Here is a 24,486-nt window from a genome sequence, read left to right on the forward strand (position 1 = left end):
GAGGCCTTACTGGGCGACCAGCGCGGCTGCCTTAACGGCAGTCACGGCGGTATTGTAATTGTTGACGAGCTGCTGAACCGAGGCCGCCGACATGTCGAGCACCGGCTTCGGATAGACGCCGAACAGGATCGTCAGCGCGACCAGCGGGAACAGCGTCAGGCTCTCGCGCAACGTCAGGTCCTTGATGCTGGCCAGCGACGGCTTTGTCAGCGCGCCGAACACCACCTTGCGATAGAGCCACAGCGCATAGGCTGCCGACAGGATCACGCCCAGGGTGGCAAACGTTGCGGTCGGGATCGAGACCTTGAATGTACCGAGCAGCGTCATGAACTCGCCGACGAAGCCTGAGGTGCCGGGCAGCCCGACATTGGCCATGGTGAAGACCATGAACACCAGCGCGTAGAGCGGCATCCGGTTGACGAGGCCGCCATAGGCCACGATCTCTCGGGTATGCATGCGGTCGTAGACGATGCCGACGCAAAGGAACAGCGCGCCGGAGACGATGCCGTGCGACACCATCTGGAACACGCCGCCGGCCACGCCCTGCGTGGTGCCGGCGAAGATGCCCATGGTGACAAAGCCCATGTGGGCGACTGATGAGTAGGCGATCAGCTTCTTGACGTCTTCCTGCATCAGCGCCACCAGCGAGGTGTAGACGATGGCGATCACCGACAGCGAGAAGATCAGCGGCGCGAAATCCTGCGACGCCAGCGGGAACATCGGCAGCGAGAAGCGCAGGAAGCCGTAGCCGCCCATCTTCAACAGGATCGCGGCCAGGATCACCGAGCCTGCGGTCGGCGCCTCGACATGGGCATCGGGAAGCCAGGTGTGCACCGGCCACATCGGCATCTTCACCGCAAACGAAGCAAAGAACGCCAGCCACGCCCAGGTCTGCAGAGACCTCGGTACCGCGGTGTGCATCAGGGTCGGAATGTCGGTGGTGCCGGCATTCCAGTACAGCGCCATGATGGCGAGCAGCATCAAGACCGAGCCGAGCAGCGTGTAGAGGAAGAACTTGAACGACGCATAGACCCGGCGCGGGCCGCCCCAGACGCCGATGATCAGGAACATCGGAATCAGGCCGCCCTCGAAGAACAGGTAGAACAGCATGAGATCGAGCGCCGAGAACGTGCCGACCATCAGCGTTTCCAGGAGCAGGAACGCCATCATGTATTCGCGCACCCGCATCGTGACCGATTTCCAGCTCGCGATGATGCAGAACGGCATCAAGGCGGTAGTCAGGATCACAAACGGCAGCGAAATGCCGTCGACACCCATATGATAGGTGATGCCGCTGGCGAGCCAGTTCGCCTTTTCGATGAACTGGAAATCCGGATTGGCGGCGTCGAAGCGCCAGACCAGGATCAGCGACACCGCAAACGTGACCAGCGTGGTCCAGAGCGCGATCCAGCGCGCATTGCGCCGCGCAGCCTCGTCGTCACCGCGGGTGAGATAGATCGCCAGCGCGCCGATGACCGGCAGGAAGGTGACGACGGATAGAATCGGCCAGGTTGTCATCACTGGGCCCCCAAGCCGAACATGAACCATGTGATCAGCCCCGCGACCCCGATCAGCATCGCAAAGGCATAGTGGTAGAGGTAGCCGGTCTGGATCTTCACCACATTGCGGGTGACGTCGAGCACGCGCGCCGAGACGCCGTCCGGGCCAAAACCGTCGATGACGACGCCGTCGCCCTTCTTCCACAGGAAGTAGCCGAGCCGTTTTGCCGGACGGACGAAGATGAAGTCATAGAGCTCGTCAAAGTACCATTTGTTGAGCAGGAACTGGTACAGCATCGGGTGCTCGCGGGCGAGCTGGACCGGCACATAGGGCCGCTGAATATAGAAGACGTAGGAGATCACTGCTCCGACGACCATCATGACGAAAGGCGCCCACGCCACCCATGCCGGGATGTGGTGCATTTCCTCGATGATATGCGGATGCATCTTGACCGACTCGCGAAAGAATTCGTCCACGCCGTGGCCGGCGAATAGCTCCTTGAATGGGTAGCCGGCCAAGATCGATCCGGCAGCCAAAACTCCAATCGGGATCAGCATCCATAGCGGCGCTTCATGCGCAGCCTCGTAGTGCTCCTGATCGTGCGGTTCCCCGAAGAAAGTCTTGAAGATCAGGCGCCAGGAATAGAACGAGGTCAGCAGGGCCGCGGCGACCGTCATTACGAAACCATAGGGCGCCAACGGATTGTGGGATGCATAGGCGGATTCGATGATCGCGTCTTTGGAGAAGTAGCCCGCAAACATCGGAAAACCGGTCAGGGCCAAGGTCCCGATGCACATGACCGCAAACGTATAGGGAATCTTGCGCCAGAGCCCGCCCATGTTGCGGATGTCCTGCTCGTGGTGCATCGCGTAGATCACCGAGCCTGACCCCAAGAACAGCAGCGCCTTGAAGAAGGCGTGCGTGAACAGATGGAACATGCCGACCGAATAGGCCCCCGCCCCCATCGCCACGAACATGTAGCCGAGCTGCGAACAGGTCGAGTAGGCGACGATGCGCTTGATGTCGTTCTGGACGAGGCCGATGGTGGCGGCAAAGAACGCCGTGGTGGCGCCGAAGAACATCACGACGGCCTGCGCGGTTGGCGCGAGCTCGAACAGCGGCGACAGCCGCGCCACCATGAACACGCCGGCCGTCACCATGGTCGCGGCGTGGATCAGCGCGGAGACCGGCGTCGGGCCTTCCATCGCGTCCGGCAACCAGGTGTGCAGCAGGAACTGGGCCGATTTGCCCATCGCGCCCATGAACAGCAACAGGCAGGTCAGCGTCAGCGCATCGGCATGCCAGCCGAAGAAGTTGATGGTCTTGCCTGACAGCCCGGGCGCACCGGCAAAAATCGTTTCGAAGTCGATCGACTTGGTCAGCATGAAGATCGCAAAGATACCGAGCAGAAAGCCGAAATCGCCGACGCGGTTGACGACGAACGCCTTGATCGCCGCCGCGTTCGCCGAGGGCTTCTGGTACCAGAAGCCGACCAGCAGGTAGCTCATGAGACCGACACCCTCCCAGCCGAAGAACAGCTGGACCAGGTTGTCCGAGGTCACCAGCATCAGCATTGCGAAGGTGAACAGCGACAAATAACCAAAGAACCGCGGCCGATACGGATCCTCGTCCATGTAACCGATGGAATAGAGGTGCACGAGGGAAGAGATGGTGTTGACCACCACCAGCATCACCGCGGTCAGCGTGTCGACGCGCAGCGCCCACGACACCTGCAAGTCGCCGGAATTGATCCAGGGAAACAGCGCGATCCTTGCGACATCATGGTGCAGGAAGCCGATATCGACCAGCACCACCCATGAGAGCGCCGCAGAAACGAACAGAAGTCCTGTCGTGATCAGCTCAGCCGCGCGCGACCCTTGCGCCGGCGGCTCCGAGACGTGGTGGTCGTCGTGGCCGTGATCGTCATGGGCGTCGGCAGCGTGGGCGTGATCGCCATGGCCGTCATCGTGATGATGTTCGACCACATCGCCGCTCGGGTTGCGCGCATGGGCGCCGAAAATCGCGATCAGGCCGGCCAGAATGGCGCCCAGCAGCGGCAGAAAGACAATTGCCTGAACCATAGCTGCCCTTAGCCCTTCATCAGATTGACGTCTTCAACCGCGATAGAACCGCGGTTGCGGAAATAGACCACCAGCACCGCCAGACCGATCGCCGCTTCAGCGGCGGCGACCGTCAGCACCAGCAGCGCGAACACCTGTCCGACGATGTCGCCGAGGAAGGTCGAGAACGCCACCAGGTTGATGTTGACGGCGAGCAGGATCAGCTCGATCGACATCAGGATGATGATGATGTTCTTGCGATTCAGGAAAATGCCGAGGATCCCGAGCGTGAACAGGATGGCGCCGACCGCGAGATAGTGCCCCAGACCGATGGTCATTTCACCCACTCCGCCGCATCCGCGTCCTGCAGACCCTGCCCCGACGTCACCTTGCGCACGGCCATCGCAAGCTCCGGCGTGCGCGCATTCTGCACGTTGATATCCTGCCGCTTGACCTTCGCCTTGTGGCGCAGCGTCAGCACGATGGCGCCGATCATCGCCACCAGAAGCACCATGCCGGCGATCTGGAAGTAGTGGATGTACTTGGTATAGAGCACCAGCCCGAGCGCCTCGGTGTTGCTGACATTGGTCGGGATCGCCGCCGTGATCTGCTTGGCGATGCCGGGATTGATGACCCAAGAGAAGACAACCAGCAACAGCTCGACCATGAAGATGCCGCCGATAACGATACCGATCGGCAGGTACGCGATGAAGCCTTCGCGCAGCTCGACGAAGTCGACGTCGAGCATCATGATCACGAACAGGAACAGCACGGCGACCGCGCCGACATAGACGACCACCAGGATCATCGCCAAGAATTCGGCGCCCATCAGCACGAACAGGCCGGAGGCGTTGACGAAGGCCAGGATCAGGAACAGCACCGAGTGCACGGGATTGCGCGACACAATCACCATGAGCGCCGACGCCACGCAGACGCCGGCGAACAGATAGAAGAACAGCGCGGGAAGGATCATGCCGTCACCTCACCGATACGGCGCGTCGAGTTCGATTGCTTTCGCAAGCTCGCGCTCCCAGCGGTCGCCATTGGCGAGCAGTTTCGCCTTGTCATAATACAGTTCCTCGCGGGTCTCGGTCGCGAATTCGAAATTCGGTCCCTCGACGATGGCATCGACCGGGCAGGCTTCCTGGCACAGGCCGCAATAGATGCATTTCACCATGTCGATGTCGTAACGCTCGGTGCGGCGGGTGCCGTCGTTGCGGCGCGGGCCGGCCTCGATCGTGATTGCCTGCGCCGGGCAGATCGCCTCGCACAGCTTGCAGGCGATGCAGCGCTCCTCGCCGTTCGGATAGCGGCGCAGCGCATGCTCGCCACGAAAGCGCGGCGAGATCGCCCCCTTCTCGAAGGGATAGTTCAGCGTCGGCTTCGGCTTGAAGAAATAGCGCATGGCGAGAAAGAACGCCGATACGAATTCGGTCAAGAGAAGCGCGCGGGCGGTTGCGTTGACGTTGATACTCATGACGGCCTCACTTCGGCGCAATGCCGGTGAACTGCAGCACAGCGGCGACGATCACCACCGCCGCCAGCGACATCGGCAGGAACACCTTCCAGCCGAGCCGCATCAGTTGATCGTAGCGGTAGCGCGGCACGATCGCCTTCGCCATCGCGAACATGAAGAACATGAAAAACACCTTCAGCGCGAACCAGATCACCCCGGGTATCCAGGTGAAGGGCGGCAGCGCCACCGGCGGCAGCCAGCCGCCAAGGAACATGATCGTCGCCAGCGCGCACATGGTGGTGATCGCGACATATTCGCCGAGCATGAACAGCAGATACGGCGTCGAGCCGTATTCGGTCATGAAGCCCGCGACCAGCTCGGATTCGGCTTCCACCAGGTCGAACGGCGGACGGTTGGTCTCGGCCAGCGCCGAGACGTAGAACACCACGAACATCGGGAACAGCGGCCACACATACCAGTTCAGGATGGTGAGCTGCGGCAAACCGATCAGGCTGGCGAACCCGCGGGTATTCTGCGCTTCCACCACGGCCGAGAGATTGAGCGAGCCGGCGCACAGCAAGACGGTGATGATGACGAAGCCGATCGAAACTTCGTAGGACACCATCTGCGCGGCGGAGCGAAGCGCTGCCAGGAATGGGTATTTCGAATTCGACGACCAACCGGCCATGATGATGCCGTAGATCGACAGCGACGAGATCGCGAAGATATAGAGCACGCCGACATTGATGTCGGAGATCACCCAGCCGAGATCCATCGGGATCACGGCCCAGGCCGCCAGCGCCAGCACACACGAGACCAGCGGCGCCAGCAGGAACACGCCCTTGTTGGAGCCGGAGGGAATGACCGGTTCCTTCAGCACGAATTTGAGCAGATCCGCGAAGGATTGTAAGAGACCCCAGGGGCCGACAACGTTGGGGCCGCGGCGGATCTGCACCGCCGCCCAGATCTTGCGGTCGGCGAGCAGGATGTAGGCGATCGCGATCAGGAGCACGACGAGCAGCAGGACGCTCTGCGCCACCATGATGATCAGCGGCCAGAGAAAGCCGGTCCAGAACGAGCTTGCGAAGAAATCAGCCATCAGGTCACGCTCACTCCGCTGCCGTCAGCATCTTCCCGGACGCCAGCCGGGAACATTCCGCCATGACAGCGGAAGCCCGCGCGATCGGGTTGGTCAGATAGAAATCCTCGACCGAACTCTTGTACGGGGTCTTGTCGATCTTGCCGCCCTTCCCCGCCAGCGCCTTGATGTCATCGGCCTTGCCGGGCTCGATCTGGTCGATCCGCATCAGATGAGGCACGGCCTTGAACAGCGCCTGGCGCAATGCCTGCAGGGAATCATAGGGCAGCTTCTTGCCCAAAACATCCGACAACGCGCGGACGATCGCCCAGTCCTCGCGCGCCTCGCCGGGCGGGAACGCCGCGCGGCTGGCGATCTGCGCCCTGCCTTCGGTGTTGACGTAAAGGCCGGATTTTTCGGTGTAGGCCGCGCCCGGCAGGATGACGTCGGCACGATGCGCGCCGCGGTCGCCATGGGTGCCGATATAGACCACGAACGTGCCGTCCGGCACCTTCACTTCATCCGCGCCGAGCAGGAACAGCACGTCGAGCGTGCCGAAGGTTGTCATCTGCGCCAGGCTGAGGCCGCCTTTGCCCGCGGCAAAGCCGATATCGAGCGCGCCCGCGCGCGAAGCGGTATCCTGCAGCACGGCAAAGCCGTTCCAGCCGTCCTTGAGCGCACCGACGCCTGCGGCGACCTTGGCCGCCAGCGCCAGCACCGCCGCGCCGTCATGCCGCGAAAGCGAGCCGGCGCCGACCAGCACGATCGGGTGCTTGGCGCCCTTCAGCACATCGGCAAAGGAATGCTTGCCGCTGGCGAGTTCACTGAGCGTATCGGTACCCGCGCCGAGATAGTCGTAATCGTAAGTGAGATCGGCCTTGGCCCCGATCACGCCGACCTTGAGCTGGCCCGTGCGCCAGCGCTTGCGGATGCGTGCGTTGAGGACGGCAGCTTCCTTGCGCGGGTTGGCGCCGATGATCAGCAGCGCATCGGCCTGCTCGATCCCGGCAATGGTCGGATTGAAGATCCAGGTCGCCCGTCCCGCCTTGGCGTCAAAGGCGTCGCCGCCCTGCACCGCCAGATTGCTGCAACCGTATTGGCCCAGGAGATCCTTGAACGCGAACATCTCCTCGACCGCAGCGAGATCGCCGGCGATGACCCCGATCCGCTTGCCGTCGCTCATCCTCACCTTGGCCGATATCGCTGCAAAGGCTTCCTGCCATGACGCCGTGCGGAGCTTGCCGTTCTCGCGGATATAGGGCCGGTCGAGCCGCTGCGTGCGCAGGCCGTCGACGACGTGGCGGGTCTTGTCCGAAATCCATTCCTCGTTCACGGCCTCGTTGATGCGCGGCAGGATCCGCATCACCTCGCGGCCGCGGGTATCGACGCGGATCGCGGAGCCTATGCCATCCATGACGTCGACCGACTGCGTCTTGCCGAGCTCCCAGGGACGCGCGGCGAACGCATACGGCTTGGAGGTCAGCGCGCCCACCGGGCAGATATCGACGAGATTGCCCTGCAGCTCCGAGGTCAGCGCCTGCTCCAGATAGGTCGTGATCTCCATGTCTTCGCCGCGGCCGGTCGCGCCCATCTCGGGGGCGCCGGCGACTTCGGCGGAGAAGCGGACGCAACGCGTGCACTGGATGCAGCGGTTCATCGAGGTCTTGACCAGCGCGCCAAGATACTTGTCCTCGACCGCGCGCTTGTTCTCGGCAAAGCGCGAGGTGTCGACGCCGTAACCCATCGCCTGGTCCTGCAGATCGCACTCGCCGCCCTGGTCGCAGATCGGGCAATCCAGCGGGTGGTTGATCAGCAGAAATTCCATCACGCCTTCGCGCGCCTTCTTGACCATCGGCGAACGCGTGGAAATTTCCGGCGGCTCGCCCTTTGGACCGGGACGGCAGTCGCGCACGCCCCAGGCGCAGCTTGCGACCGGCTTCGGGCCGCCCTTCACTTCGACGAGGCACATCCGGCAATTGCCGGCGATCGACAGCCGCTCATGGTAACAGAAGCGCGGAATTTCGGCGCCGGCGGCCTCGCAGGCCTGCAGCAGCGTGTACTCCGCGGGGACATCGATCTCTTTGCCGTCGATGATGAGTTTGGTCATTTGGGTCTCAGGTCTTTCCCAGCTTGCAGTCTGGCGGTGTAATGCTGGCGGTCTTCAGTGACGCTGTGATCCATTTCTGGGTCTCGGCGCCATAGGTGGCGAGATAGGCCGGCTGCGCCGCGTTCTTCTCGCACAGGAACGGCAGATGCGGCTTCAGATCGTAGTCGCAGGAAGCCAGCCACTCGCGCTTGTCAGCGAAGGCGGCGATCGTCTCCTCGCAGGCGTAGAGGAAGTACGTGACAAAGCTCTCGTACTGGACCTGCTCGTCGCGGCCGCTTGCCTTGATCTTCTCGTAGTCCGGCTGCGAGAATTTCGGATTCTTGAACGCCAGGTCGGTGTAGCCCAAAAACGCCTGACGCGCGCTGGCGCCGCGGTTGTTGGTGCGGATTTCGTTGATCTGGATCAGGATCGCAACAAAGCCGAGCAGCGCCACGGCCGCCTGCGCCATCTGCGCCAGCGTCCCGTATCTCTGCCACCATGAGCTCGGTTGCGACATGGACATCACTCCGCCGCGACCATGTGCGCGGGATCAAGCACGCCGACGTCGTCGATATCAGCCTTGTGCGAATACTGGTCGATGCGCGCCTCGATCTCGTGACGGAAATGCGCGATCAGGCCCTGGATCGGCCAGGCCGCGGCGTCGCCGAGCGCGCAGATGGTATGGCCTTCGACCTGCTTCGTCACTTCCAGCAGCATGTCGATTTCGCGCTTGTGGGCGCGGCCGTCGGCCATGCGCGTCAGCACGCGCCACATCCAGCCCGTGCCTTCGCGGCAGGGCGTGCACTGGCCGCAGCTCTCATGCTTGTAGAAATAGGAGATGCGGGCGATCGCCCGGATCAGGTCGGTCGACTTGTCCATCACGATCACGGCTGCGGTGCCGAGGCCGGAGCGCAGCTTGCCGAGGCTGTCGAAATCCATCGGCGTATCGATGATCTGCTCGGCCGGCACCATCCGCACCGACGAGCCGCCGGGGATCACGGCCTTCAGATTATCCCAGCCGCCGCGAATGCCGCCGCAATGCCGCTCGATCAGTTCGCGGAACGGAATCCCCATCGCCTCTTCGACGTTGCAGGGTCGCTCGACATGGCCGGAAACGCAAAACAATTTGGTGCCGACATTGTTGGGCCGGCCGATCGCGGCAAACCACGCCGCCCCGCGTCGCAGGATGTCTGGCGCGACCGCGATGGATTCGACGTTGTTGACCGTGGTGGGGCAGCCATAGAGGCCGACATTGGCCGGGAATGGCGGCTTTAGCCGCGGCTGGCCCTTTTTGCCTTCGAGGCTTTCCAGCAGCGCGGTTTCCTCGCCGCAGATATATGCCCCGGCGCCGTGGGCGACATAGATGTCGAACGGCCAGCCGTTGAGGTTGTCCTTGCCGACCAGTTTTGCGTCATAGGCCTGATCGATCGCGGCCTGCAGATGCTCGCGCTCCCGGATGAACTCGCCGCGCACATAGATGTAGCAGGCATGCGCGCCCATCGCGAAGCTTGCGAGCAGGCAGCCTTCGACCAGGAGATGCGGATCATGCCGCATGATCTCGCGGTCCTTGCAGGTGCCGGGCTCGGACTCGTCGGCATTGACCACGAGATAGCTCGGCCGGCCGTCGGTGGATTCCTTGGGCATGAACGACCATTTCAACCCGGTCGGAAAGCCCGCCCCGCCGCGCCCGCGCAGGCCGGAGGCCTTCATCTCGGCGATGATCCAGTCGCGACCCTTGTCGATGATCGCCTTGGTGCCGTCCCAGGCGCCACGGCGGCGCGCGCCCTCAAGCCCCCAATCGTGGAGGCCGTAGAGGTTCTTGAAGATGCGATCCTTGTCGTCGAGCATGACTTGAAGCTTCCTAGCGGATCAACGATTGGATTGCGCGTAAGCGAGGCCCGCGGCGCATCCGCCGAAGGTCAGCGCCCACAGCAGGCTGGATTCGAGGGTCGCACTCAGCGCGTAGCGCTGCAGCAGAAAAATGAAAGCCGCCGCCGCCACGGCGTGCATGCCGATATAGCGCCAGTTCTTCATCGCGCTGCCTCTCTCCGGCCCCTGCACGGGCCATGTGCCGTCACGCGTCATGTGGTTTCCTTCAGCGTCGTCGGGCCGCCGACCGGCGCCGAGAACTGACGGTCGATCTGCGGTCCCGGCTTCGGCGGATTGCCTGACGCGAAACCGTCGAGCACCTTGCCAAAGTTTTCCTTGGTCAGGTCCTCGTAGGTGTCTTTCCAGATCAGCACCATCGGTGCGTTCACGCAGGCGCCGAGGCACTCGACCTCTTCCCAGCTGAAATTGCCGTCCTTCGACAGGTGGAAGGGATCGTGATGGATGCGGCTCTGGCACACCTTGATGATGTCCTCGGCGCCGCGCAGGCGGCACGGCGTGGTGCCGCAGACCTGCACATGGGCTTTCTTGCCGACCGGCTGAAGCTGGAACATCGTGTAGAAGGTCGCCACTTCCAGCACACGGATGTAAGGCATTTCGAGGAGATCGGCGACAGCGCGGATCGCGGCTTCCGACACCCATCCCTCATGCTGTTCCTGCACGCGCCACATGATCGCGATGACAGCGGACGCCTGGCGACCCGGCGGATACTTTTCGATCTGCGCCTTGGCCCAGGCGAGGTTCTCTTCCGAGAACGTGAAGCTCGCGGGCTGCAATTCCTTCGGTGCGAGGCGGCGGACGGACATCGTTCAGTCTCTCATTGCGTGCGGCGTCCGGCTTTCGCATTGAGCGCATCGATCCGGGCGAGCCAGAATGCGCTTGCGGTGCCGAACACGTTGTAGCCGACATGGGTTGAAACCTTGATCCGGTCCAGAATCGAAAGGTCGGTCACGGTTTCAAGGCGGTTAGAATGGGGATCAAAGACGATCAGTTTCAACGGCGTCTGTTCGAGGATGTAGCGCGACACAGTGTGGGCGCGATCGCCGCCATGCTCCTCACACAGAATCACGCTGTCGCCCTGCAACAGGCGCGCGCCGCCCTTCATCGCTTCGATCTCGACGCCCTCGACGTCGAGCTTGATCAGGTATTTGCCGGTCGGGCTGACCTTGCCATCGTCGAGCAGGTTGTCGAGCGCAATCACCGGCACTTCCTCGCCGTTATCCTGGCCGCCGGCAATCGAGAACGCCTCGTGCTTGGTGCCGGACAGTCTTGCCGTGCCCCGGCCGGCCCCGATCGCACACTTCATCGTCTCGAAACGGTTGCCGTTGATATTGGCGTTGTTGACGAGCTTTGGATAATTCTGTCCCGACGGCTCGATCGCGATGGCGCTGTGCGCGCCGAACGGCTTGCTCGAGACCAGGACCGACCAGTAGCCGTAATTGGCGCCGCAATCGAGCAGCATGTAATCGACGTCGGCGGAGTCCTGAAACAACAGCTCCAGTTCGTCCTCATAATGATAGGAGCGGTTGAGTAGTTTGCTCCAGTAACCATCGCCATAGGGAAATTCGAACACCGCGTCGTCGTTGAGCCTGACCGCGATGTTGCGCTCCGGCAGCGTCTTGCGCAGCAGATTGGCGCAAGCGATGTAGCCCATATGCGAGAAATGCGAGGAGATCTTCGATCCCGTTGACAGCGCCAGCGCAGCCGCCCGCTCCCACAGGTTGGCCCCTTCAAGAGCTCCCGAGGCGCGATCAAACTGGATAGGCGCCTGCGCCGTCACCGATCGACCTCCCCGAACACGATGTCGAGCGAGCCGAGAATGGCGGAGACGTCGGCGAGCAGATGGCCTTTACAGATGAAATCCATCGCCTGCAGATGGGCAAAGCCCGGCGCGCGGATCTTGCACTTGTAGGGCTTGTTGGTGCCGTCGGAGACCAGATAGACGCCGAACTCGCCCTTCGGCGCCTCGACCGCGGCGTAGACCTCGCCGGCCGGCACGTGCACGCCCTCGGTGTAGAGCTTGAAGTGATGGATCAACGCTTCCATCGAGCGCTTCATGTCGCCGCGGCGGGGCGGTGCGATCTTGTTGTCCTCGACGACGACAGGTCCCTGCCCGTCGGGCGCGCGAAGCTTGGCGATGCACTGCTTCATGATGCGCACGGACTGGCGCATCTCTTCCATGCGGATGCAGTAGCGGTCGTAGCAGTCGCCGTTCTTGCCGATCGGAATGTCGAAATCCATCTCGGCGTAGCACTCATAGGGCTGCGCCTTGCGCAGGTCCCAGGCGGCGCCGGAGCCGCGCACCATCACGCCGGAAAAGCCCCACTCCCAGGCCTGCTGCAGCGTCACCACGCCGATATCGACGTTGCGCTGCTTGAAGATGCGGTTGCCGGTCAGAAGCGTTTCAAGGTCAGCGACGACCTGCAGGAACGGATCGCACCAGGTCTCGATATCGTCGATCAGTTTCGGCGGCAGGTCCTGATGCACGCCGCCGACGCGGAAATAGGCCGCGTGCATGCGCGAGCCGGAGGCGCGCTCATAAAACACCATTAGCTTTTCGCGCTCTTCAAAACCCCACAGCGGCGGGGTCAAGGCGCCGACGTCCATCGCCTGGGTGGTGACGTTGAGCAGATGCGACAGGATGCGGCCGATCTCGCAATAGAGCACCCGGATCAACTGGCCGCGGCGCGGCACCGTGATGCCGAGCAGCTTTTCCGCCGCCAGACAGAACGCATGCTCCTGATTCATCGGCGCGACGTAATCGAGCCGGTCGAAATACGGGATCGCCTGCAGATACGTCTTCTGCTCGATCAGCTTCTCAGTGCCGCGGTGAAGCAGACCGATATGCGGATCGACGCGCTCGACGACTTCGCCGTCGAGCTCCAGCACCAGGCGCAACACGCCGTGCGCGGCCGGATGCTGCGGACCGAAATTGATCGTAAAGTTACGTAGATTTTGCTCGTTCATGACGCAAGCTCCGCTTGCGAGCGAATGGCGAATGGCGAATGGCGAATAGCGAACGTCATTTTGGAGACTTGTCCTGCAGCGATCGTATCAAGGCGCGAACCATCTTGCCCAAGCTCTCGCAGAGCATGAGAACCGCCTGCAAATCCTGCGACGGTAGAATGCCAACCCGCTCCGCCAAAATCAGATGCGTTTCCAACTCCTTCAGCGAACCTTACGCGATCCGCAAATGTTGAACGAAGTTGCCGGTGTTGTCGCGGCCGTGTCCTTCCGCGATGTTGGCTGGCACCGACCCCGCTGACCGTCTGATTTGCGATGTCAACCCGAACAGTTCGTCGCGAGGAAATTGGCGCGTCAACCGATAGCAGGATTCCGCCAAGGTCATGGCATCCTGCCACACCCTCAGGTCCCGGTACGAGTTGATCGATTGGTCGCTCAATATTCATTCCTATTCGCCACTCGCCATTCGCTATTCGCCACTTCGCTTCTCATCGCCCGGCAGCGGATAGTCCGCGCCTTCCCATGGCGAGAGGAAATCGAATTTGCGGAATTCCTGGTTGAGGCGGACCGGCTCATAGAGCACCCGCTTCTCCTGGTCGTCGTAGCGAACCTCGACGAAGCCGGTGAGCGGGAAATCCTTGCGCAGCGGATGGCCGTCGAAGCCATAGTCGGTCAGGAGCCGGCGCATGTCGGGATGGCCGGTGAAGATCACGCCGTAGAGATCGTAGGTCTCGCGCTCGAACCAGTCGGCGCCGGGAAACACGTCGATGGTCGAGGGCACCTGCGTGGTCTCGTCGGCCTCGGCGCGAACGCGAATACGCTGGTTCAGCGTCGGCGACAGCAGGTGATAGACCACATCAAAACGCTTCTCACGGCTGGGATAGTCCACCGCGGTCACGTCGGTGATGTTGACGAAGCGCAGCGCGGGATCGTCGCGCAGATACTTCATCACCTCGACGATCTTGCCGGCCTCGACCGTGACGGTGAGCTGGTTGAACGCGACCGCATGGGCAGAGGCCGCGCCGCCAAGCGCGCTAACAATCGTCTGCCCAAGGGCGTCGAGTTTGCCGTCGTCCATTGCCTAAAACCTTAGCGTTCGATGGTCCCGATGCGGCGGATCTTCTTCTGCAGCAGCAGCACGCCGTAGAGCAGCGCTTCCGCCGTCGGCGGGCATCCGGGCACGTAGATGTCGATCGGCACGATGCGATCGCAGCCGCGCACGACCGAGTAGGAATAGTGATAGTAGCCGCCGCCATTGGCGCACGATCCCATCGAGATCACGTAACGCGGCTCCGGCATCTGGTCGTAGACCTTGCGCAGCGCCGGCGCCATTTTGTTGGTCAGCGTACCCGCCACGATCATGACGTCGGACTGCCGCGGCGAGGCGCGCGGGGCGAAGCCGAAACGCTCGACGTCGTAGCGCGGCATCGACACCTGCATCATCTCGACCGCGCAGCAGGCGAGACCGAACGTCATCCACATCAGGGACCCCGTGCGCGCCCAGGTGATCAGATCGTCGGCGGCCGCAACGAAGAAGCCCTTGTCGGAAAGCTCGTGATTGACCTCGAGGAAAAACGGGTCACTGGCCCCGACCGGCTTGCCGGTCGAGGGGTCGAGGATGCCCTTCGGCGCCTGCGCGATATCAGGCGAAGAGCCTAGAGCTGTCGGGCTCAATCCCATTCGAGCGCGCCTTTCTTCCACTCATAAGCAAAGCCGACCGTGAGGACGGCGAGGAACACCATCATGGACCAGAAGCCGGTGGCGCCGAGCTTGCCGAACGCGACCGCCCACGGAAACAGGAACGCCACTTCGAGGTCGAAAATGATGAAGAGGATCGCGACCAGGTAGAAGCGGACGTCGAACTTCATGCGGGCGTCGTCAAAAGCGTTGAATCCGCATTCATAGGCGGAGAGCTTTTCCGGGTCCGGCTGCTGGAACGCGACCAGGAACGGGGCGATCAGAAGCGCCAGACCGATCAGGCTTGCCACGCCGATAAACACGACAAGTGGAAGGTAATTCTGCAGGATGCCGGTCATCGGCGGAGCCTTTTCCTGCGGTTTTCGAAGGGCCGCAGATTCGTTGATTGGAATTATTCTTGGCTTAGCGCAGCGCAACAGAGGGCGCAAGACAAGCCATCTTGACGTCTCTCCCAAGCCTTGGCGCGTCGGCAGAACCCGAAAAAGTGTTGCGTTCCTGCCTCGCTCGGCGACCGCAGGGCAGCCGAAGGGGCCGCAATTTCAGCCCAGATTCTTCTCGTCCGCGAGCATCTGGGCGGCGGTGTCCGTGAGGCGATCGACCTGTTCGAGCAATACGGCCAGCTCGTCCTTGCTGAGCTGTTCCAGGAGCCGCCGGTTACGTTCCTGCGCGCCTGCCACAATGGTGTCATGCGCTGTCAGCCCAGCCTTGGTCAGGCAAACCAGCGTCTCGCGGTTGTCGCGCGGATTGACCTCCTTGGCGACCAGCTTCCGCGTGACCAGTTCCGCCAGTGCGCGGCTGATCTGCCCCTTGTCCATACCGACCGCTTCCGCGAGCCTGATGACGCTCATCGGCCGTCGCCGCCCCAGCGAGGCCACCAGGCCGAACTCGACCGAGGACAGCCCCGCCAGCCGCTTGTAGCGCAGGATCGCGCCGCGCTTGAGCAGATTGGCCAGCACCATCAGCCGCGACGACATCATCGCGGTGATCGGCGCCAGCTCCGCATCGTTCGCCGCCGCGAGCAGCGGCGCGGCCTGCTTTCCCGGTTTCTGGTTCATGGGAAACCTCTGCCAACAAAGTAGGCCGGTGCCAAGCTCGCCGGCGATGATGATCGCACGGGACAATCAGGCGATACGAAATGTAGATCGTTGACATTGTCATCGATTTGCATTTCACTCAACTTCATACGACCGCGGCGCCAAAAGCCGCGGCGGGAGGAAACGGCATGACCATCACGCAGCGGGATCGTGATCTCGGGACCGGCTACGCCATGAAGCCGTCCACCAAGCGGACCGAACTGACCTCGGTCGGCCGCGGCACACCGATGGGCGAACTGCTGCGGCGCTACTGGCACCCGGTCGGCCTCGTCGGCGACGCCACCGATATCCCCAGGAAACTACGCGTGCTCGGCGAGGATCTGGTGCTGTTTCGCGACAGGCACGCCCGCGCCGGCCTGTTGCACGCCCGCTGCTGCCATCGCGGCACCACGCTCTATTACGGCAAGGTCGAGGAGGACGGCATCCGATGCTGCTATCACGGCTGGAAGTTCGACACCGAGGGCCATTGCCTCGAACAGCCCTGCGAGCCCGAGGGCGGCTTGTTCAAGGACAAGGTACGGCAGCCCTGGTATCCCCTGCAGGAGCGCTACGGCCTGATCTTCGCCTACCTCGGACCGGCCGAGAAGAAGCCGGCCCTGCCGCGCTACGAATGCCTGGAAACAATGGACGACGGCGAGTTCGTCGAGGCCGATGATTCTTCCATCGGTGGCGGCGGACCTGATGTCATTCCCTGTAACTGGCTGCAGCATTTCGAAAACGTGGTCGACCCTTACCACGTCCCGGTGCTGCACGGATCGTTCTCGGGGCCGCAATTCACCAACATGATGGCCTCGATGCCGGAGGTGAAGTTCGAGACCTCGCCGCGCGGCGTCACCGTGCGCTCGATCCGGCATCAGGACGACGGCAAGGTGTTTTACCGGGTGACGGAAGCCGCCCTCCCCACGCTGCGCGTGGTACCCAATCCGCGCGTCGCGCAGTTCGCCCGCGTCGAGTCGATCGGCTGGACGCTGCCGATCGATGATACGTCGTTCCGCATCTATGTCGCGGGGCGGGTGAAGAATTCGGGCGATATCGGGCGGATGCGTTCCAAATTCAACGGAAAATTCTGGTGGGACATGACCGAACAGGAGCACCAGCAATTCCCCGGCGATTACGAGGCGCAGGTCGGCCAGGGCCCGGTGACGCTGCATTCGGAAGAGCATTTCGGCCAGAGCGACCGCGGCATCCTGATGATCCGGCGGATGCTGGGCGATCAGCTCGAAGCTGTGGCCGCGGGCCGCGATCCGATCGGCGTCTCGTTCGGGGAAAACGCGCCGCCGGTTGAATTCGAGGCAGGGAATTTCATTCGCGAGGCGTGAGACGGCGCGTTCGGCAAAAAAATCCAGGGGGAAGCATGGTCGATGTCGCGCCGCAGGCGACCTTACAGCCGGAAACCGCCGCAAGGCCCTCGATCCGGCGATATTACGTGCTGGCGCTGTTGACCGTCATCTATGCGCTGAACTTCCTCGACCGCACTATTTTCAACGTCCTGATCGAGCCGATCAAAAAGGAGTTCGCGCTCAGCGACACCACGATGGGCCTGCTCGCGGGTTTTGGCTTCGTGCTGTTCTATTCGGTGCTCGGCATCCCGATCGCGCGCCTCGCCGACCGCTTCAACCGCCGCAACATCGTGGCGGTTGCGCTGGCGTTCTGGAGCGCGATGACGGTGTTCTGCGGCATGGCGCAAAGCGTGGCGACGCTGGCGCTGGCGCGTATTGGCGTCGGCATCGGCGAATCCGGCGGCACGCCCGCCTCGCAGTCGATCATTGCCGATCTCTTCAGCAAGAATGAACGCCCGCGTGCGCTCGGCGTCTACGCCATCGGCACTTATCTTGGCGTATTCCTCGGCTATTTCATCGGCGGCTATATCAACCAGTACTACGGCTGGCGAATGGCGTTCTATACCGCAGGGCTCCCCGGCCTCGCGCTCGCCGCGGTGCTGTGGCTGACAATCTCCGAGCCGAAGCGCGGCGCTATGGCGGAGACGTTCACGCCGGAGCCGATCGGGCCCACGCTCGGCTTCCTCGCCTCGCAGCGGACCTTCGTCATCCTGCTCGCGGGCTTTTGCCTGACGAGCTTCACCAATTACGCGACCTCGGCCTGGATTCCACCGTTCCTGGCGCGGGTGCATCATCTCTCCAGCGCGGAAATCGGCACCTATGCCGGCACCTTCAAGGGGCTGTGCGGTATCGCCGGCACGCTGCTCGGTGGGTTCGTGGTCGCCCAGATCGGCCGCCGTGACGATCGCTGGAAGTTGTGGGCGCCCGCGGTGACGTCAGGCCTCGCGGGACCTGTGTTTGCGCTGTGCATGCTGACATCCGACTTCACCACGATGGTCGCGGCGCTGGCCGCCACCTCGTTTCTGGTCGGCTTTCATCTCGGCCCGATCTTTGCGATCGCGCAAACCGTCGCAAAGCCGAGCATGCGGGCGCTGGCATCCGCGATCATGCTGCTGACGGCCGCCGGATTCGGCCAGGGCATAGGCCCGCTCGCGGTCGGCATGCTCAACGATGCGCTGAAGAACGATTTTGGCGCCCAGGCCGTGCGGTACTCGCTGCTGTCAGCTGCGGTGACGACCACGCTCGGGGCCTTGCTGTTCATCTGGGCGGCACGATCGATCCGGGGCGATATCCAGCGGGCGAGTTGAGCCCGCCGGTTCGCACCTGGCCTTTTCCCTTTGTCTTCATTGATATTTCTACCGGAACGCAGCCGGGAGTATCCCGCGGGCTGTGTGCGCTTCATCACGGAAACCGCGCCTAAAACAGGCGAAAAACCGGCCGAATGAAACCATTTTGACCAAACCGCGAAACCATCCTGAAACAGACGGGGCGTACTTCTTTCGCCAACAGAGGACGCCAAAGGTGTCCGGGAGGCATCACATGAACCACTCAATTCATTCAGCGGATCGCAGTACCCATTTGAAGATCGTGGTTGTCGCACTCGTGGCCGGTATTGCGGTTGCAGCTTTCGGGATCTCCGCCCGGACCGGAGCGGATTACAGCCAGACCGCCCAGGTCGTAAAGGCCGGCAAGGCGGTGGTCGTGACCAGCTCGAGCACCTCGACCGTCCGTTAAACGATATCGCCGGCATCGGAATAAAAACGGCCGCCTCAAGGGCGGCCTTTTTGTTTGCGGCAGTTCTCGAAGATTAACGTCAAGCCATTGAAATAATGGCGCGAGAGACGGGACTCGAACCCGCGGCCTCCGCCGTGACAGGGCGGCGCTCTAACCAACTGAGCTACTCCCGCGGACGCCGTAATCATGTTCTGATCCGCGCAGAACCGAGGGCATAAAGGGCCGCTCCCGCTTAGTCAAGGACGTTGCGAATCTCGCTGTCGGACAGAGGTTTCTGCGATTCCGATGCAAATAACGCCCTGTTTTCAGGCAAAACAGCGTAGGCAGCGACCCCCAGAATCGTTTAAGGCCTGATACGTCTGGGTTTCTTGAAACCTTCCCTTGCGCTGTTTACACCGGACCTTAGGGTTTCAAGTCACGATCCAAGGCGTTTTTCCGGCGCGGACCGATTTCACAAACGCCGCTAAGCCATTCAACCAACGAGGAGGGCCAGATATGGCGAAGAAAGCAGCGGCTCCAGCCACCATCACACTTAAACATCTGGCCGCAGCCCTGGCCGAGGAACATGACCTGTCGAAGAAAGCCGCCGAGGCGATCCTGACCGACATGGTCGGCAAGATTGCAAAACACCTGAAGAAGGGCGAGCGCGTCCGAATCGTCGGGCTCGGCATCCTCCAGGTCCGCAAGCGCGCCGCCCGTATGGGCCGCAACCCCTCCACCGGCGAACCGCTCCCGATCAAGGCCAGCAAGAAGGTCGCCTTCCGCGCGGCCAAGGAACTCAAGGAAGCTGTCTGATCCAACGCGCCCTGATCCGACCAAAAGCGCCATTCCGGCGGGACACCGGAATGGCGCTTTTCTGTTATAGAGCACTTCCCTTGCTCATCTTTTCCGGATCGTCATGCTGGCCTCGCCGATAGCCTTCACCCACGATGTCACCGAGCGCTTCCTGCGCTATGTCGTGATCGATACCCAGTCCGATCCGGCATCGCCGACCTGCCCTTCCACCGAGAAGCAGAAGAATCTGGGCCGCCTGCTGGCTTCGGAGTTGCAGGCAATCGGGCTCACAGACGCCCATCTCGACGAGCACGGCTATGTCTACGCGACGATCCCGGCCAATACCGATAAAAAGGTGCCGGTGATCTGCTTCTGCTCGCACATGGACACGTCTCCGGACTGCACCGGCGCCAACGTCAAGCCGCAGATCGCCAGGAACTACCAGGGCGGCGACATCGTGCTGCCGGCCGATCCCACCCAGGTGATCCGCGCCGCCGACCATCCCGCGCTTGCCGGCCAGATCGGCCACGACATCATCACGACCGACGGAACCACGCTGCTGGGGGCCGACAACAAGGCCGGCCTTGCCGAAATCATGGATGCGGCGCGGTTCCTGATTCAAAATCCGCACATCAGGCACGGCACCATCAAGATCCTGTTCACGCCCGACGAGGAAATCGGCCGCGGCGTCGACAAGGTCGACCTGAAAAAACTCGGCGCCGACTTCGCCTATACGATGGACGGCGAATCCGCCGGGAATATCGAGGACGAAACCTTTTCAGCCGACGGCGCCACCATCACCATCGAGGGCGTCTCGACCCATCCCGGCTTTGCCAAGGGCAAGATGGAGCATGCGATGAAGATCGCGGCGGCCATCATCGACCGCCTTCCCAGGAACACCTGCTCGCCGGAGACGACTGAAGGCAAGGAAGGCTTTCTGCATCCGGTCGGCATTTCGGGGGCGCTGGAGAAAGCCACTATCGGCTTCATCGTGCGCGATTTTACCGACGAGGGGCTGAAGGAAAAAGAGACGCTGCTCGAAGGCATCGTCAACGAGGTGATGAAGGACTTTCCGCACTCGACATACCGGATGGAGGTCAAGCACCAATACCGCAACATGAAGCAGGTGATCGACCGCCACCCCGAGACCGTCGACTACGCCATCGAGGCGATCAAACGCGCGGGGCTGACGCCGGTGCGAAGCTCGATCCGCGGCGGCACCGACGGCTCGCGCCTGTCGTTCATGGGCCTGCCCTGCCCCAACATCTTCGCCGGCGAGCACGCGTTCCATTCGCGGCTGGAATGGGTCAGCCGCCAGGATATGGAAAAGGCGGCGGAGACGATCGTGCATCTGGTGATGATCTGGGAAGAACGGGCGTAGCAACTTCGGCGATGCGCCATCGCCGTCATCGCCTGCGACAAACGCGAGGCGTTTGCGCAAGGGAGTGATAGCGACGTGGTTGTAAGCTGGGTACGCCGGGTTTTTGAAAACGAGGAAAATCTACCATGCGGTTGTCCAAGGTCGCCGCTTTGGCGCTTATCGTTGGAGCTACAGGCTCCATATCTGCATCTCCAGCGCTGGCCGCTTCTGACTGTCCACTATTGGTAGAACTGGCGGATTGGGGCGAGAACTCCACCGGCGACATCAGCGTCGCCTCCGGGCAAAGTTGCCAATTTCCGATCAGGATGCGCGGCACCGTGACCAGTTCGGAGATTTTTCAAAAGCCGGCGCACGGCAAGTTGAAGAAGCTCAACGCAACGACTTACGAATACAAGGCGAAGGCCAGATACAAGGGAAGCGATACCTTTGCCGTCAAAGCGACGGGTCAGGGGCCGACTGCTTCCGGCACGTCGGTAATTACCGTGCACGCGACAATCAAATAGCGTTCCTTGCGCCCATTGCATGGTGGACGCGCGTTGCCGTCCACCAAATTTTCTTATGGCAGCGACCCTCTCAGACCTCTGATACCGGTATCCGTTGTGACTTGCCCACCGTTCTCTGGGCTGGTGGGCGTGCGGACATCACTGTATTCGGAGGCAGTGATGACTCGGACGACGATCGCGCCGAGCAGAAGGACCATGAGCAATATCATGCCAACCCGGGCCGGCGTTAGATATGGATTGGACACGCGCATCATCATTGCTGCACCCATGCGCACCGCCGCCAGCCTCGTCAAACAGACATCGTTGAGTCATCGGGCGATTTGGTGGCGTAGCGATGGCGATGATTTGGGAAGCGCGGGCGTAGCGCGCTCTGCCGTCATTGCGCGTACCCGCGTAGACTACGACGCCCTTGCCGTGACGATCCAGACCGACGCCGGCAGCAGCACGGCGTCGCCCTTGGCGAACGGCGCGAGCGCCTCGCGGATCGAAGCAGCAGCGGCTCTGCGGAGCTCTTCCGGCTGGTCCTCCAGCGCGCGGCTCGCCGGTCCGATTTCGAGCGCACTCTGCACGGCGCCATCCAGACCGCGGCCGATCGCGGCATCGAGCGACAGCGGGCACGGCTCCATTTCGACCCCCGTAAAGCTGGCCTCGCCGAGGATGCGGCGAACGCGCGCCTCCGAGGCGAACGCAAACGGCCCTGGATCTTCCGGCCCCTGCTGTGGCAGCTTTGGCACATGCTTGTAGGCGGCCTGCAGCGGCGCCATGAAGAAAGGATTTTCGCGCGGCTCGCGCCAGCAGGCAAACGCCAGCCTGCCCGAAGGCTTCAGCGCTTTCCGCATATTCGCAAACGAGAGCACGGGGTCGGCGAAAAACATCACGCCGAACCTCGAGGCCAAAAGATCAAAACTTGCGGGGTCGAACGGATAGACGGTGGCGTCGGCCAGCGCGAAATCGATTGGCAAGTCCTTCGGCGCGCTCCGCCGCGCCCGTTCCAGCATCGGGCCCGATATATCGATGCCGAGCACATGGCCTGACGGCGCGACCTTGTGCGCGAACGCTATCGTCGTCGCGCCGCTGCCGCAGCCGACGTCAATGACGCGCTCGCCGGCTTTCGGTTTGGCGCGGTCGATCAAGAGGTCGGCGACCGGTCCGAGGACGATGTCCTGCGCCGCCTGCCGCTCCGCCCAGCGCCGACCGGCCGGACCGTTCCAGTAGGCGACTTGGTCGGCGTTTTGTTCGTGGCTTGCCGGTGTCTGCATAGGCGCTCTCGCTCACATTCGTAAACAATGGCGAACTCAATCGCCTCGTCAGAACTACAGCCGCTTGACCAGCCGCGCCGGATTTCCGCCCATCACCACATTCGATTCGACATCCGACACAATCAGAGACCCGGCCATCAACTGCACCTTGTCGCCAATCGTCGTGTTAGGAACGACCGCGCTTTTGATGCCAAAAAAGCAATTGACGCCGGTTCTCACCCCGCCTCCGAAGGTGACGCCGGCAGTCACCTGGGAGAGAGCGCCAAGCACGCAGTCGTGATCAACGCTGGAAAGCGTGTTGATAATCGTATCTCGCCCGATTCTGGATCTTGAGCCCACAACCGCACCGGCGCAAACGAGGGCACCGCTCTCGATTTCTGCGTCCCTCGCGACGAAAGCTGTCGGGGCAATGCAAGGTGGCATGTTCGCGCGGACCGCCCGCAGCCGCGATGCGCACAACTCACGCTCCTCGTTCGAGCCGATGCCGATGTAGACATCTCCGGGCGGGAGTTCGCGGAAATATTCGTCTTCGGACAGCGTGTTTTCGGGCAGCGTTGCCTGACCACCCAGCCGCTGGACGACGAAAACGGGCGAGACCGTGAGAAAGGACGCTATCACGCGGGCATGGCCGCCGCCGCCAAAGATATACGCCTTAGCCATTGGACTTTCTCGTCACGACATAGGCCATCAAGAGACCGTCGCTCTTTCGTGACAACGAGGTCTCGATGTCGAGCGCGGACGGTGACTGGTCCGACTTATGGACGCGAAATATCAGGCGATCATTGATATCCGCGTTGGCAAAATAATAGATTTCCCTGGAGATGGTGCTGCGGTTTGCAATGTCGGCGGCGTATCGCAATGAGCAGATGTCGCTGATGATGGGATATGAAGCGAAGTAGAGCAGACCGACCCCGTTGACGTCGTAAAAGGGAATGATCTCATACTCGCACTCGAACAGGGGAGCTTCCGGCTTGGTGACCCTGCGTTCGCGATACTCGAGCACGAAGGGCGGCAATGCGATTTCCGGAATTGGGCAATCGGGCGGAATCGTCGGCTGGCCCTTCAGAAGAGACGTATTGTTTGTTTCGCCGCGGCGAGAGAAATTTGACATCAGCCGCGCCTCGCCTGCGGCGACGTCGTGGCCAAGAGCGATGTCCGAGATGAAAGTGCCGGCTCCGAAACGTGAAATCTTACCCCGCAAATCAAGGCCGGAGTTTTCACCGATGGCGCTGAGCGGCTTCCGGAACGAATAGCGAATCCGCGTAAAGGTGGCGTACAGGCGATTGCCGCTGCCGTCCTTGAGCGAGGAGCTTTCGCTACCCAGGCCGGAGGTAATCATGCCCCAGTGCATGTCGCCTAGTTCCTTCAGCAGCCAGGACTCTGAGAGGCCCCCCATCGCCATTTGTGGCATGTTGACGGAGAAGCGTCGTCGTTCCATCAACGTGTTGTGGGACTGAGGCGCAATCTCTTCCGCTGCCGAGAGAACCAGGATGTCGTTTAAGGTCGCGATCGCGCCCCATGCGTCGTCGCTGATGGGACGCCCCAGCGTCGCTTCGATCCGCGCCCGAAGAACCACCAGGCCGAAGCTGTCGATCGGCAGATCGGAAATCGCAGCGAAAAAATCGGGGGAACCGGGGATTTCCTCTTCAATGATCTGGCGCAGCATCCGAGG

26 protein-coding genes, 1 tRNA gene and 1 pseudogene are annotated in these 24,486 nt (G+C 62.1%); 6 read left to right on the forward strand and 22 right to left on the reverse strand.

Translation table 11 applies throughout. From position 1 onward, the window contains the following. Positions 1-6: 6 nt before the first annotated feature. From V1283_RS19055 to V1283_RS19140, 18 genes and pseudogenes are all read right to left on the reverse strand, one after another. Complete coding sequence (locus tag V1283_RS19055) at positions 7-1,518, reverse strand: NADH-quinone oxidoreductase subunit M (RefSeq protein WP_334387987.1); 1,512 nt, start codon at positions 1,516-1,518, stop codon at positions 7-9. After that, a complete protein-coding gene (gene nuoL / locus V1283_RS19060) occupies positions 1,518-3,581 on the reverse strand; it encodes an NADH-quinone oxidoreductase subunit L (RefSeq protein ID WP_334387988.1) in 2,064 nt (687 codons plus the stop codon). Before nuoL ends, V1283_RS19055 begins: the two co-directional genes overlap by 1 nt. Positions 3,582-3,589: 8 nt before the next feature. Then, complete coding sequence (nuoK, locus tag V1283_RS19065; protein ID WP_325375201.1) at positions 3,590-3,898, reverse strand: NADH-quinone oxidoreductase subunit NuoK; 309 nt, start codon at positions 3,896-3,898, stop codon at positions 3,590-3,592. After that, positions 3,895-4,533, reverse strand: a complete 639-nt coding sequence (locus V1283_RS19070) for an NADH-quinone oxidoreductase subunit J (RefSeq protein ID WP_334387989.1) — start codon at positions 4,531-4,533, stop codon at positions 3,895-3,897. The genes nuoK and V1283_RS19070 overlap by 4 nt, the downstream gene beginning before the upstream one ends. Before the next feature lie 9 nt (positions 4,534-4,542). Further along, a complete protein-coding gene (gene nuoI / locus V1283_RS19075; protein WP_442895759.1) occupies positions 4,543-5,037 on the reverse strand; it encodes an NADH-quinone oxidoreductase subunit NuoI in 495 nt (164 codons plus the stop codon). 7 nt (positions 5,038-5,044) lie between these two features. Further along, positions 5,045-6,115: an NADH-quinone oxidoreductase subunit NuoH gene (gene nuoH / locus V1283_RS19080; RefSeq protein WP_334387990.1), complete on the reverse strand. Its 1,071-nt coding sequence runs from the start codon at positions 6,113-6,115 to the stop codon at positions 5,045-5,047. 10 nt (positions 6,116-6,125) lie between these two features. Further along, a complete protein-coding gene (nuoG, locus tag V1283_RS19085) occupies positions 6,126-8,201 on the reverse strand; it encodes an NADH-quinone oxidoreductase subunit NuoG (RefSeq protein ID WP_334387991.1) in 2,076 nt (691 codons plus the stop codon). Positions 8,202-8,208: 7 nt separating this feature from the next. Next, positions 8,209-8,697, reverse strand: a complete 489-nt coding sequence (locus V1283_RS19090) for a hypothetical protein (protein WP_334387992.1) — start codon at positions 8,695-8,697, stop codon at positions 8,209-8,211. A 5-nt stretch (positions 8,698-8,702) separates the two neighbouring features. Then, on the reverse strand, positions 8,703-10,028 hold the full coding sequence (nuoF, locus tag V1283_RS19095; RefSeq protein WP_334387993.1) for an NADH-quinone oxidoreductase subunit NuoF: 1,326 nt from the start codon (positions 10,026-10,028) through the stop codon (positions 8,703-8,705). A 21-nt stretch (positions 10,029-10,049) separates the two neighbouring features. Beyond that, entirely contained in the window at positions 10,050-10,265 is a 216-nt protein-coding gene (locus V1283_RS19100) for a hypothetical protein (RefSeq protein ID WP_334387994.1), read from the reverse strand. Further along, entirely contained in the window at positions 10,262-10,873 is a 612-nt protein-coding gene (gene nuoE / locus V1283_RS19105; RefSeq protein WP_334387995.1) for an NADH-quinone oxidoreductase subunit NuoE, read from the reverse strand. Before nuoE ends, V1283_RS19100 begins: the two co-directional genes overlap by 4 nt. 11 nt (positions 10,874-10,884) lie before the next feature. Further along, positions 10,885-11,847 (reverse strand): FkbM family methyltransferase, encoded by a 963-nt coding sequence (locus V1283_RS19110; RefSeq protein ID WP_334387996.1) that lies wholly within the window; start codon positions 11,845-11,847, stop codon positions 10,885-10,887. Then, positions 11,844-13,034, reverse strand: a complete 1,191-nt coding sequence (locus tag V1283_RS19115) for an NADH-quinone oxidoreductase subunit D (protein WP_334387997.1) — start codon at positions 13,032-13,034, stop codon at positions 11,844-11,846. Before V1283_RS19115 ends, V1283_RS19110 begins: the two co-directional genes overlap by 4 nt. 55 nt (positions 13,035-13,089) lie before the next feature. Further along, a pseudogene (locus tag V1283_RS19120) lies at positions 13,090-13,470 on the reverse strand (four helix bundle protein). Positions 13,471-13,500: 30 nt separating this feature from the next. Then, a complete protein-coding gene (locus tag V1283_RS19125; protein WP_334387998.1) occupies positions 13,501-14,109 on the reverse strand; it encodes an NADH-quinone oxidoreductase subunit C in 609 nt (202 codons plus the stop codon). An 11-nt stretch (positions 14,110-14,120) separates the two neighbouring features. Beyond that, on the reverse strand, positions 14,121-14,711 hold the full coding sequence (locus tag V1283_RS19130) for a NuoB/complex I 20 kDa subunit family protein (protein WP_334387999.1): 591 nt from the start codon (positions 14,709-14,711) through the stop codon (positions 14,121-14,123). Then, complete coding sequence (locus V1283_RS19135; protein ID WP_057856661.1) at positions 14,702-15,067, reverse strand: NADH-quinone oxidoreductase subunit A; 366 nt, start codon at positions 15,065-15,067, stop codon at positions 14,702-14,704. Before V1283_RS19135 ends, V1283_RS19130 begins: the two co-directional genes overlap by 10 nt. Positions 15,068-15,268: 201 nt before the next feature. After that, a complete protein-coding gene (locus V1283_RS19140; RefSeq protein ID WP_334388000.1) occupies positions 15,269-15,784 on the reverse strand; it encodes a MarR family winged helix-turn-helix transcriptional regulator in 516 nt (171 codons plus the stop codon). Positions 15,785-15,951: 167 nt separating this feature from the next. Between V1283_RS19140 and V1283_RS19145 the strand changes: the two genes are divergently transcribed. The 3 genes from V1283_RS19145 to V1283_RS19155 all read left to right on the forward strand — a co-directional run bounded on the left by V1283_RS19145 (position 15,952) and on the right by V1283_RS19155 (position 18,897). After that, a complete protein-coding gene (locus V1283_RS19145; RefSeq protein ID WP_334388001.1) occupies positions 15,952-17,142 on the forward strand; it encodes an aromatic ring-hydroxylating dioxygenase subunit alpha in 1,191 nt (396 codons plus the stop codon). Positions 17,143-17,177: 35 nt separating this feature from the next. Beyond that, entirely contained in the window at positions 17,178-18,470 is a 1,293-nt protein-coding gene (locus V1283_RS19150; protein WP_334388002.1) for a spinster family MFS transporter, read from the forward strand. 232 nt (positions 18,471-18,702) lie between these two features. Continuing rightward, positions 18,703-18,897: a hypothetical protein gene (locus V1283_RS19155; protein WP_334388003.1), complete on the forward strand. Its 195-nt coding sequence runs from the start codon at positions 18,703-18,705 to the stop codon at positions 18,895-18,897. A gap of 96 nt (positions 18,898-18,993) precedes the next feature. Here the strand turns inward: V1283_RS19155 and V1283_RS19160 are convergent. Beyond that, a tRNA-Asp gene (locus V1283_RS19160) sits at positions 18,994-19,070 on the reverse strand. Between the two features lie 322 nt (positions 19,071-19,392). Between V1283_RS19160 and V1283_RS19165 the strand changes: the two genes are divergently transcribed. The 3 genes from V1283_RS19165 to V1283_RS19175 all read left to right on the forward strand — a co-directional run bounded on the left by V1283_RS19165 (position 19,393) and on the right by V1283_RS19175 (position 21,555). Further along, positions 19,393-19,692 carry an HU family DNA-binding protein gene (locus V1283_RS19165; protein ID WP_334388004.1) on the forward strand — a complete coding sequence of 100 codons (300 nt, stop codon included), beginning with the start codon at positions 19,393-19,395 and terminating at the stop codon, positions 19,690-19,692. A 103-nt stretch (positions 19,693-19,795) separates the two neighbouring features. Further along, on the forward strand, positions 19,796-21,052 hold the full coding sequence (pepT, locus tag V1283_RS19170; protein ID WP_334388005.1) for a peptidase T: 1,257 nt from the start codon (positions 19,796-19,798) through the stop codon (positions 21,050-21,052). A gap of 125 nt (positions 21,053-21,177) precedes the next feature. Then, positions 21,178-21,555 (forward strand): hypothetical protein, encoded by a 378-nt coding sequence (locus V1283_RS19175; RefSeq protein ID WP_334388006.1) that lies wholly within the window; start codon positions 21,178-21,180, stop codon positions 21,553-21,555. A gap of 398 nt (positions 21,556-21,953) precedes the next feature. On the opposite strand, the gene V1283_RS19180 is transcribed toward V1283_RS19175, so the two are convergent. The 3 genes from V1283_RS19180 to V1283_RS19190 are packed head-to-tail and all read right to left on the reverse strand — an operon-like array spanning position 21,954 to position 24,480. Then, a complete protein-coding gene (locus V1283_RS19180; protein ID WP_334388007.1) occupies positions 21,954-22,814 on the reverse strand; it encodes a class I SAM-dependent methyltransferase in 861 nt (286 codons plus the stop codon). 54 nt (positions 22,815-22,868) lie between these two features. Beyond that, entirely contained in the window at positions 22,869-23,474 is a 606-nt protein-coding gene (locus tag V1283_RS19185; RefSeq protein ID WP_334388008.1) for an acetyltransferase, read from the reverse strand. Then, positions 23,467-24,480, reverse strand: coding sequence for a Pnap_2097 family protein (locus V1283_RS19190; protein ID WP_334388009.1), 1,014 nt, complete (start codon positions 24,478-24,480; stop codon positions 23,467-23,469). The genes V1283_RS19185 and V1283_RS19190 overlap by 8 nt, the downstream gene beginning before the upstream one ends. Positions 24,481-24,486 lie beyond the last annotated feature (6 nt).

This window comes from Bradyrhizobium sp. AZCC 2262 (assembly GCF_036924535.1).
Taxonomy (GTDB): domain Bacteria; phylum Pseudomonadota; class Alphaproteobacteria; order Rhizobiales; family Xanthobacteraceae; genus Bradyrhizobium.

What these genes read in the sequence shown, in the direction of transcription:
- V1283_RS19180 (WP_334388007.1), bottom strand. Translation starts at nt 22,814, where the DNA reads ATGCAGACACCGGCAAGCCACGAACAAAACGCCGACCAAGTCGCCTAC.
- V1283_RS19150 (WP_334388002.1), top strand. Translation starts at nt 17,178, where the DNA reads ATGGTCGATGTCGCGCCGCAGGCGACCTTACAGCCGGAAACCGCCGCA.
- pepT (WP_334388005.1), top strand. Translation starts at nt 19,796, where the DNA reads ATGCTGGCCTCGCCGATAGCCTTCACCCACGATGTCACCGAGCGCTTC.
- nuoE (WP_334387995.1), bottom strand. Translation starts at nt 10,873, where the DNA reads ATGTCCGTCCGCCGCCTCGCACCGAAGGAATTGCAGCCCGCGAGCTTC.
- V1283_RS19190 (WP_334388009.1), bottom strand. Translation starts at nt 24,480, where the DNA reads ATGCTGCGCCAGATCATTGAAGAGGAAATCCCCGGTTCCCCCGATTTT.
- V1283_RS19140 (WP_334388000.1), bottom strand. Translation starts at nt 15,784, where the DNA reads ATGAACCAGAAACCGGGAAAGCAGGCCGCGCCGCTGCTCGCGGCGGCG.
- V1283_RS19125 (WP_334387998.1), bottom strand. Translation starts at nt 14,109, where the DNA reads ATGGACGACGGCAAACTCGACGCCCTTGGGCAGACGATTGTTAGCGCG.
- nuoF (WP_334387993.1), bottom strand. Translation starts at nt 10,028, where the DNA reads ATGCTCGACGACAAGGATCGCATCTTCAAGAACCTCTACGGCCTCCAC.
- V1283_RS19135 (WP_057856661.1), bottom strand. Translation starts at nt 15,067, where the DNA reads ATGACCGGCATCCTGCAGAATTACCTTCCACTTGTCGTGTTTATCGGC.
- V1283_RS19100 (WP_334387994.1), bottom strand. Translation starts at nt 10,265, where the DNA reads ATGACGCGTGACGGCACATGGCCCGTGCAGGGGCCGGAGAGAGGCAGC.
- V1283_RS19155 (WP_334388003.1), top strand. Translation starts at nt 18,703, where the DNA reads ATGAACCACTCAATTCATTCAGCGGATCGCAGTACCCATTTGAAGATC.
- V1283_RS19145 (WP_334388001.1), top strand. Translation starts at nt 15,952, where the DNA reads ATGACCATCACGCAGCGGGATCGTGATCTCGGGACCGGCTACGCCATG.
- V1283_RS19090 (WP_334387992.1), bottom strand. Translation starts at nt 8,697, where the DNA reads ATGTCGCAACCGAGCTCATGGTGGCAGAGATACGGGACGCTGGCGCAG.
- V1283_RS19185 (WP_334388008.1), bottom strand. Translation starts at nt 23,474, where the DNA reads ATGGCTAAGGCGTATATCTTTGGCGGCGGCGGCCATGCCCGCGTGATA.
- nuoK (WP_325375201.1), bottom strand. Translation starts at nt 3,898, where the DNA reads ATGACCATCGGTCTGGGGCACTATCTCGCGGTCGGCGCCATCCTGTTC.
- nuoL (WP_334387988.1), bottom strand. Translation starts at nt 3,581, where the DNA reads ATGGTTCAGGCAATTGTCTTTCTGCCGCTGCTGGGCGCCATTCTGGCC.
- V1283_RS19175 (WP_334388006.1), top strand. Translation starts at nt 21,178, where the DNA reads ATGCGGTTGTCCAAGGTCGCCGCTTTGGCGCTTATCGTTGGAGCTACA.
- V1283_RS19055 (WP_334387987.1), bottom strand. Translation starts at nt 1,518, where the DNA reads ATGACAACCTGGCCGATTCTATCCGTCGTCACCTTCCTGCCGGTCATC.
- V1283_RS19115 (WP_334387997.1), bottom strand. Translation starts at nt 13,034, where the DNA reads ATGAACGAGCAAAATCTACGTAACTTTACGATCAATTTCGGTCCGCAG.
- V1283_RS19130 (WP_334387999.1), bottom strand. Translation starts at nt 14,711, where the DNA reads ATGGGATTGAGCCCGACAGCTCTAGGCTCTTCGCCTGATATCGCGCAG.
- V1283_RS19165 (WP_334388004.1), top strand. Translation starts at nt 19,393, where the DNA reads ATGGCGAAGAAAGCAGCGGCTCCAGCCACCATCACACTTAAACATCTG.
- nuoI (WP_442895759.1), bottom strand. Translation starts at nt 5,037, where the DNA reads ATGAGTATCAACGTCAACGCAACCGCCCGCGCGCTTCTCTTGACCGAA.
- nuoH (WP_334387990.1), bottom strand. Translation starts at nt 6,115, where the DNA reads ATGGCTGATTTCTTCGCAAGCTCGTTCTGGACCGGCTTTCTCTGGCCG.
- nuoG (WP_334387991.1), bottom strand. Translation starts at nt 8,201, where the DNA reads ATGACCAAACTCATCATCGACGGCAAAGAGATCGATGTCCCCGCGGAG.
- V1283_RS19070 (WP_334387989.1), bottom strand. Translation starts at nt 4,533, where the DNA reads ATGATCCTTCCCGCGCTGTTCTTCTATCTGTTCGCCGGCGTCTGCGTG.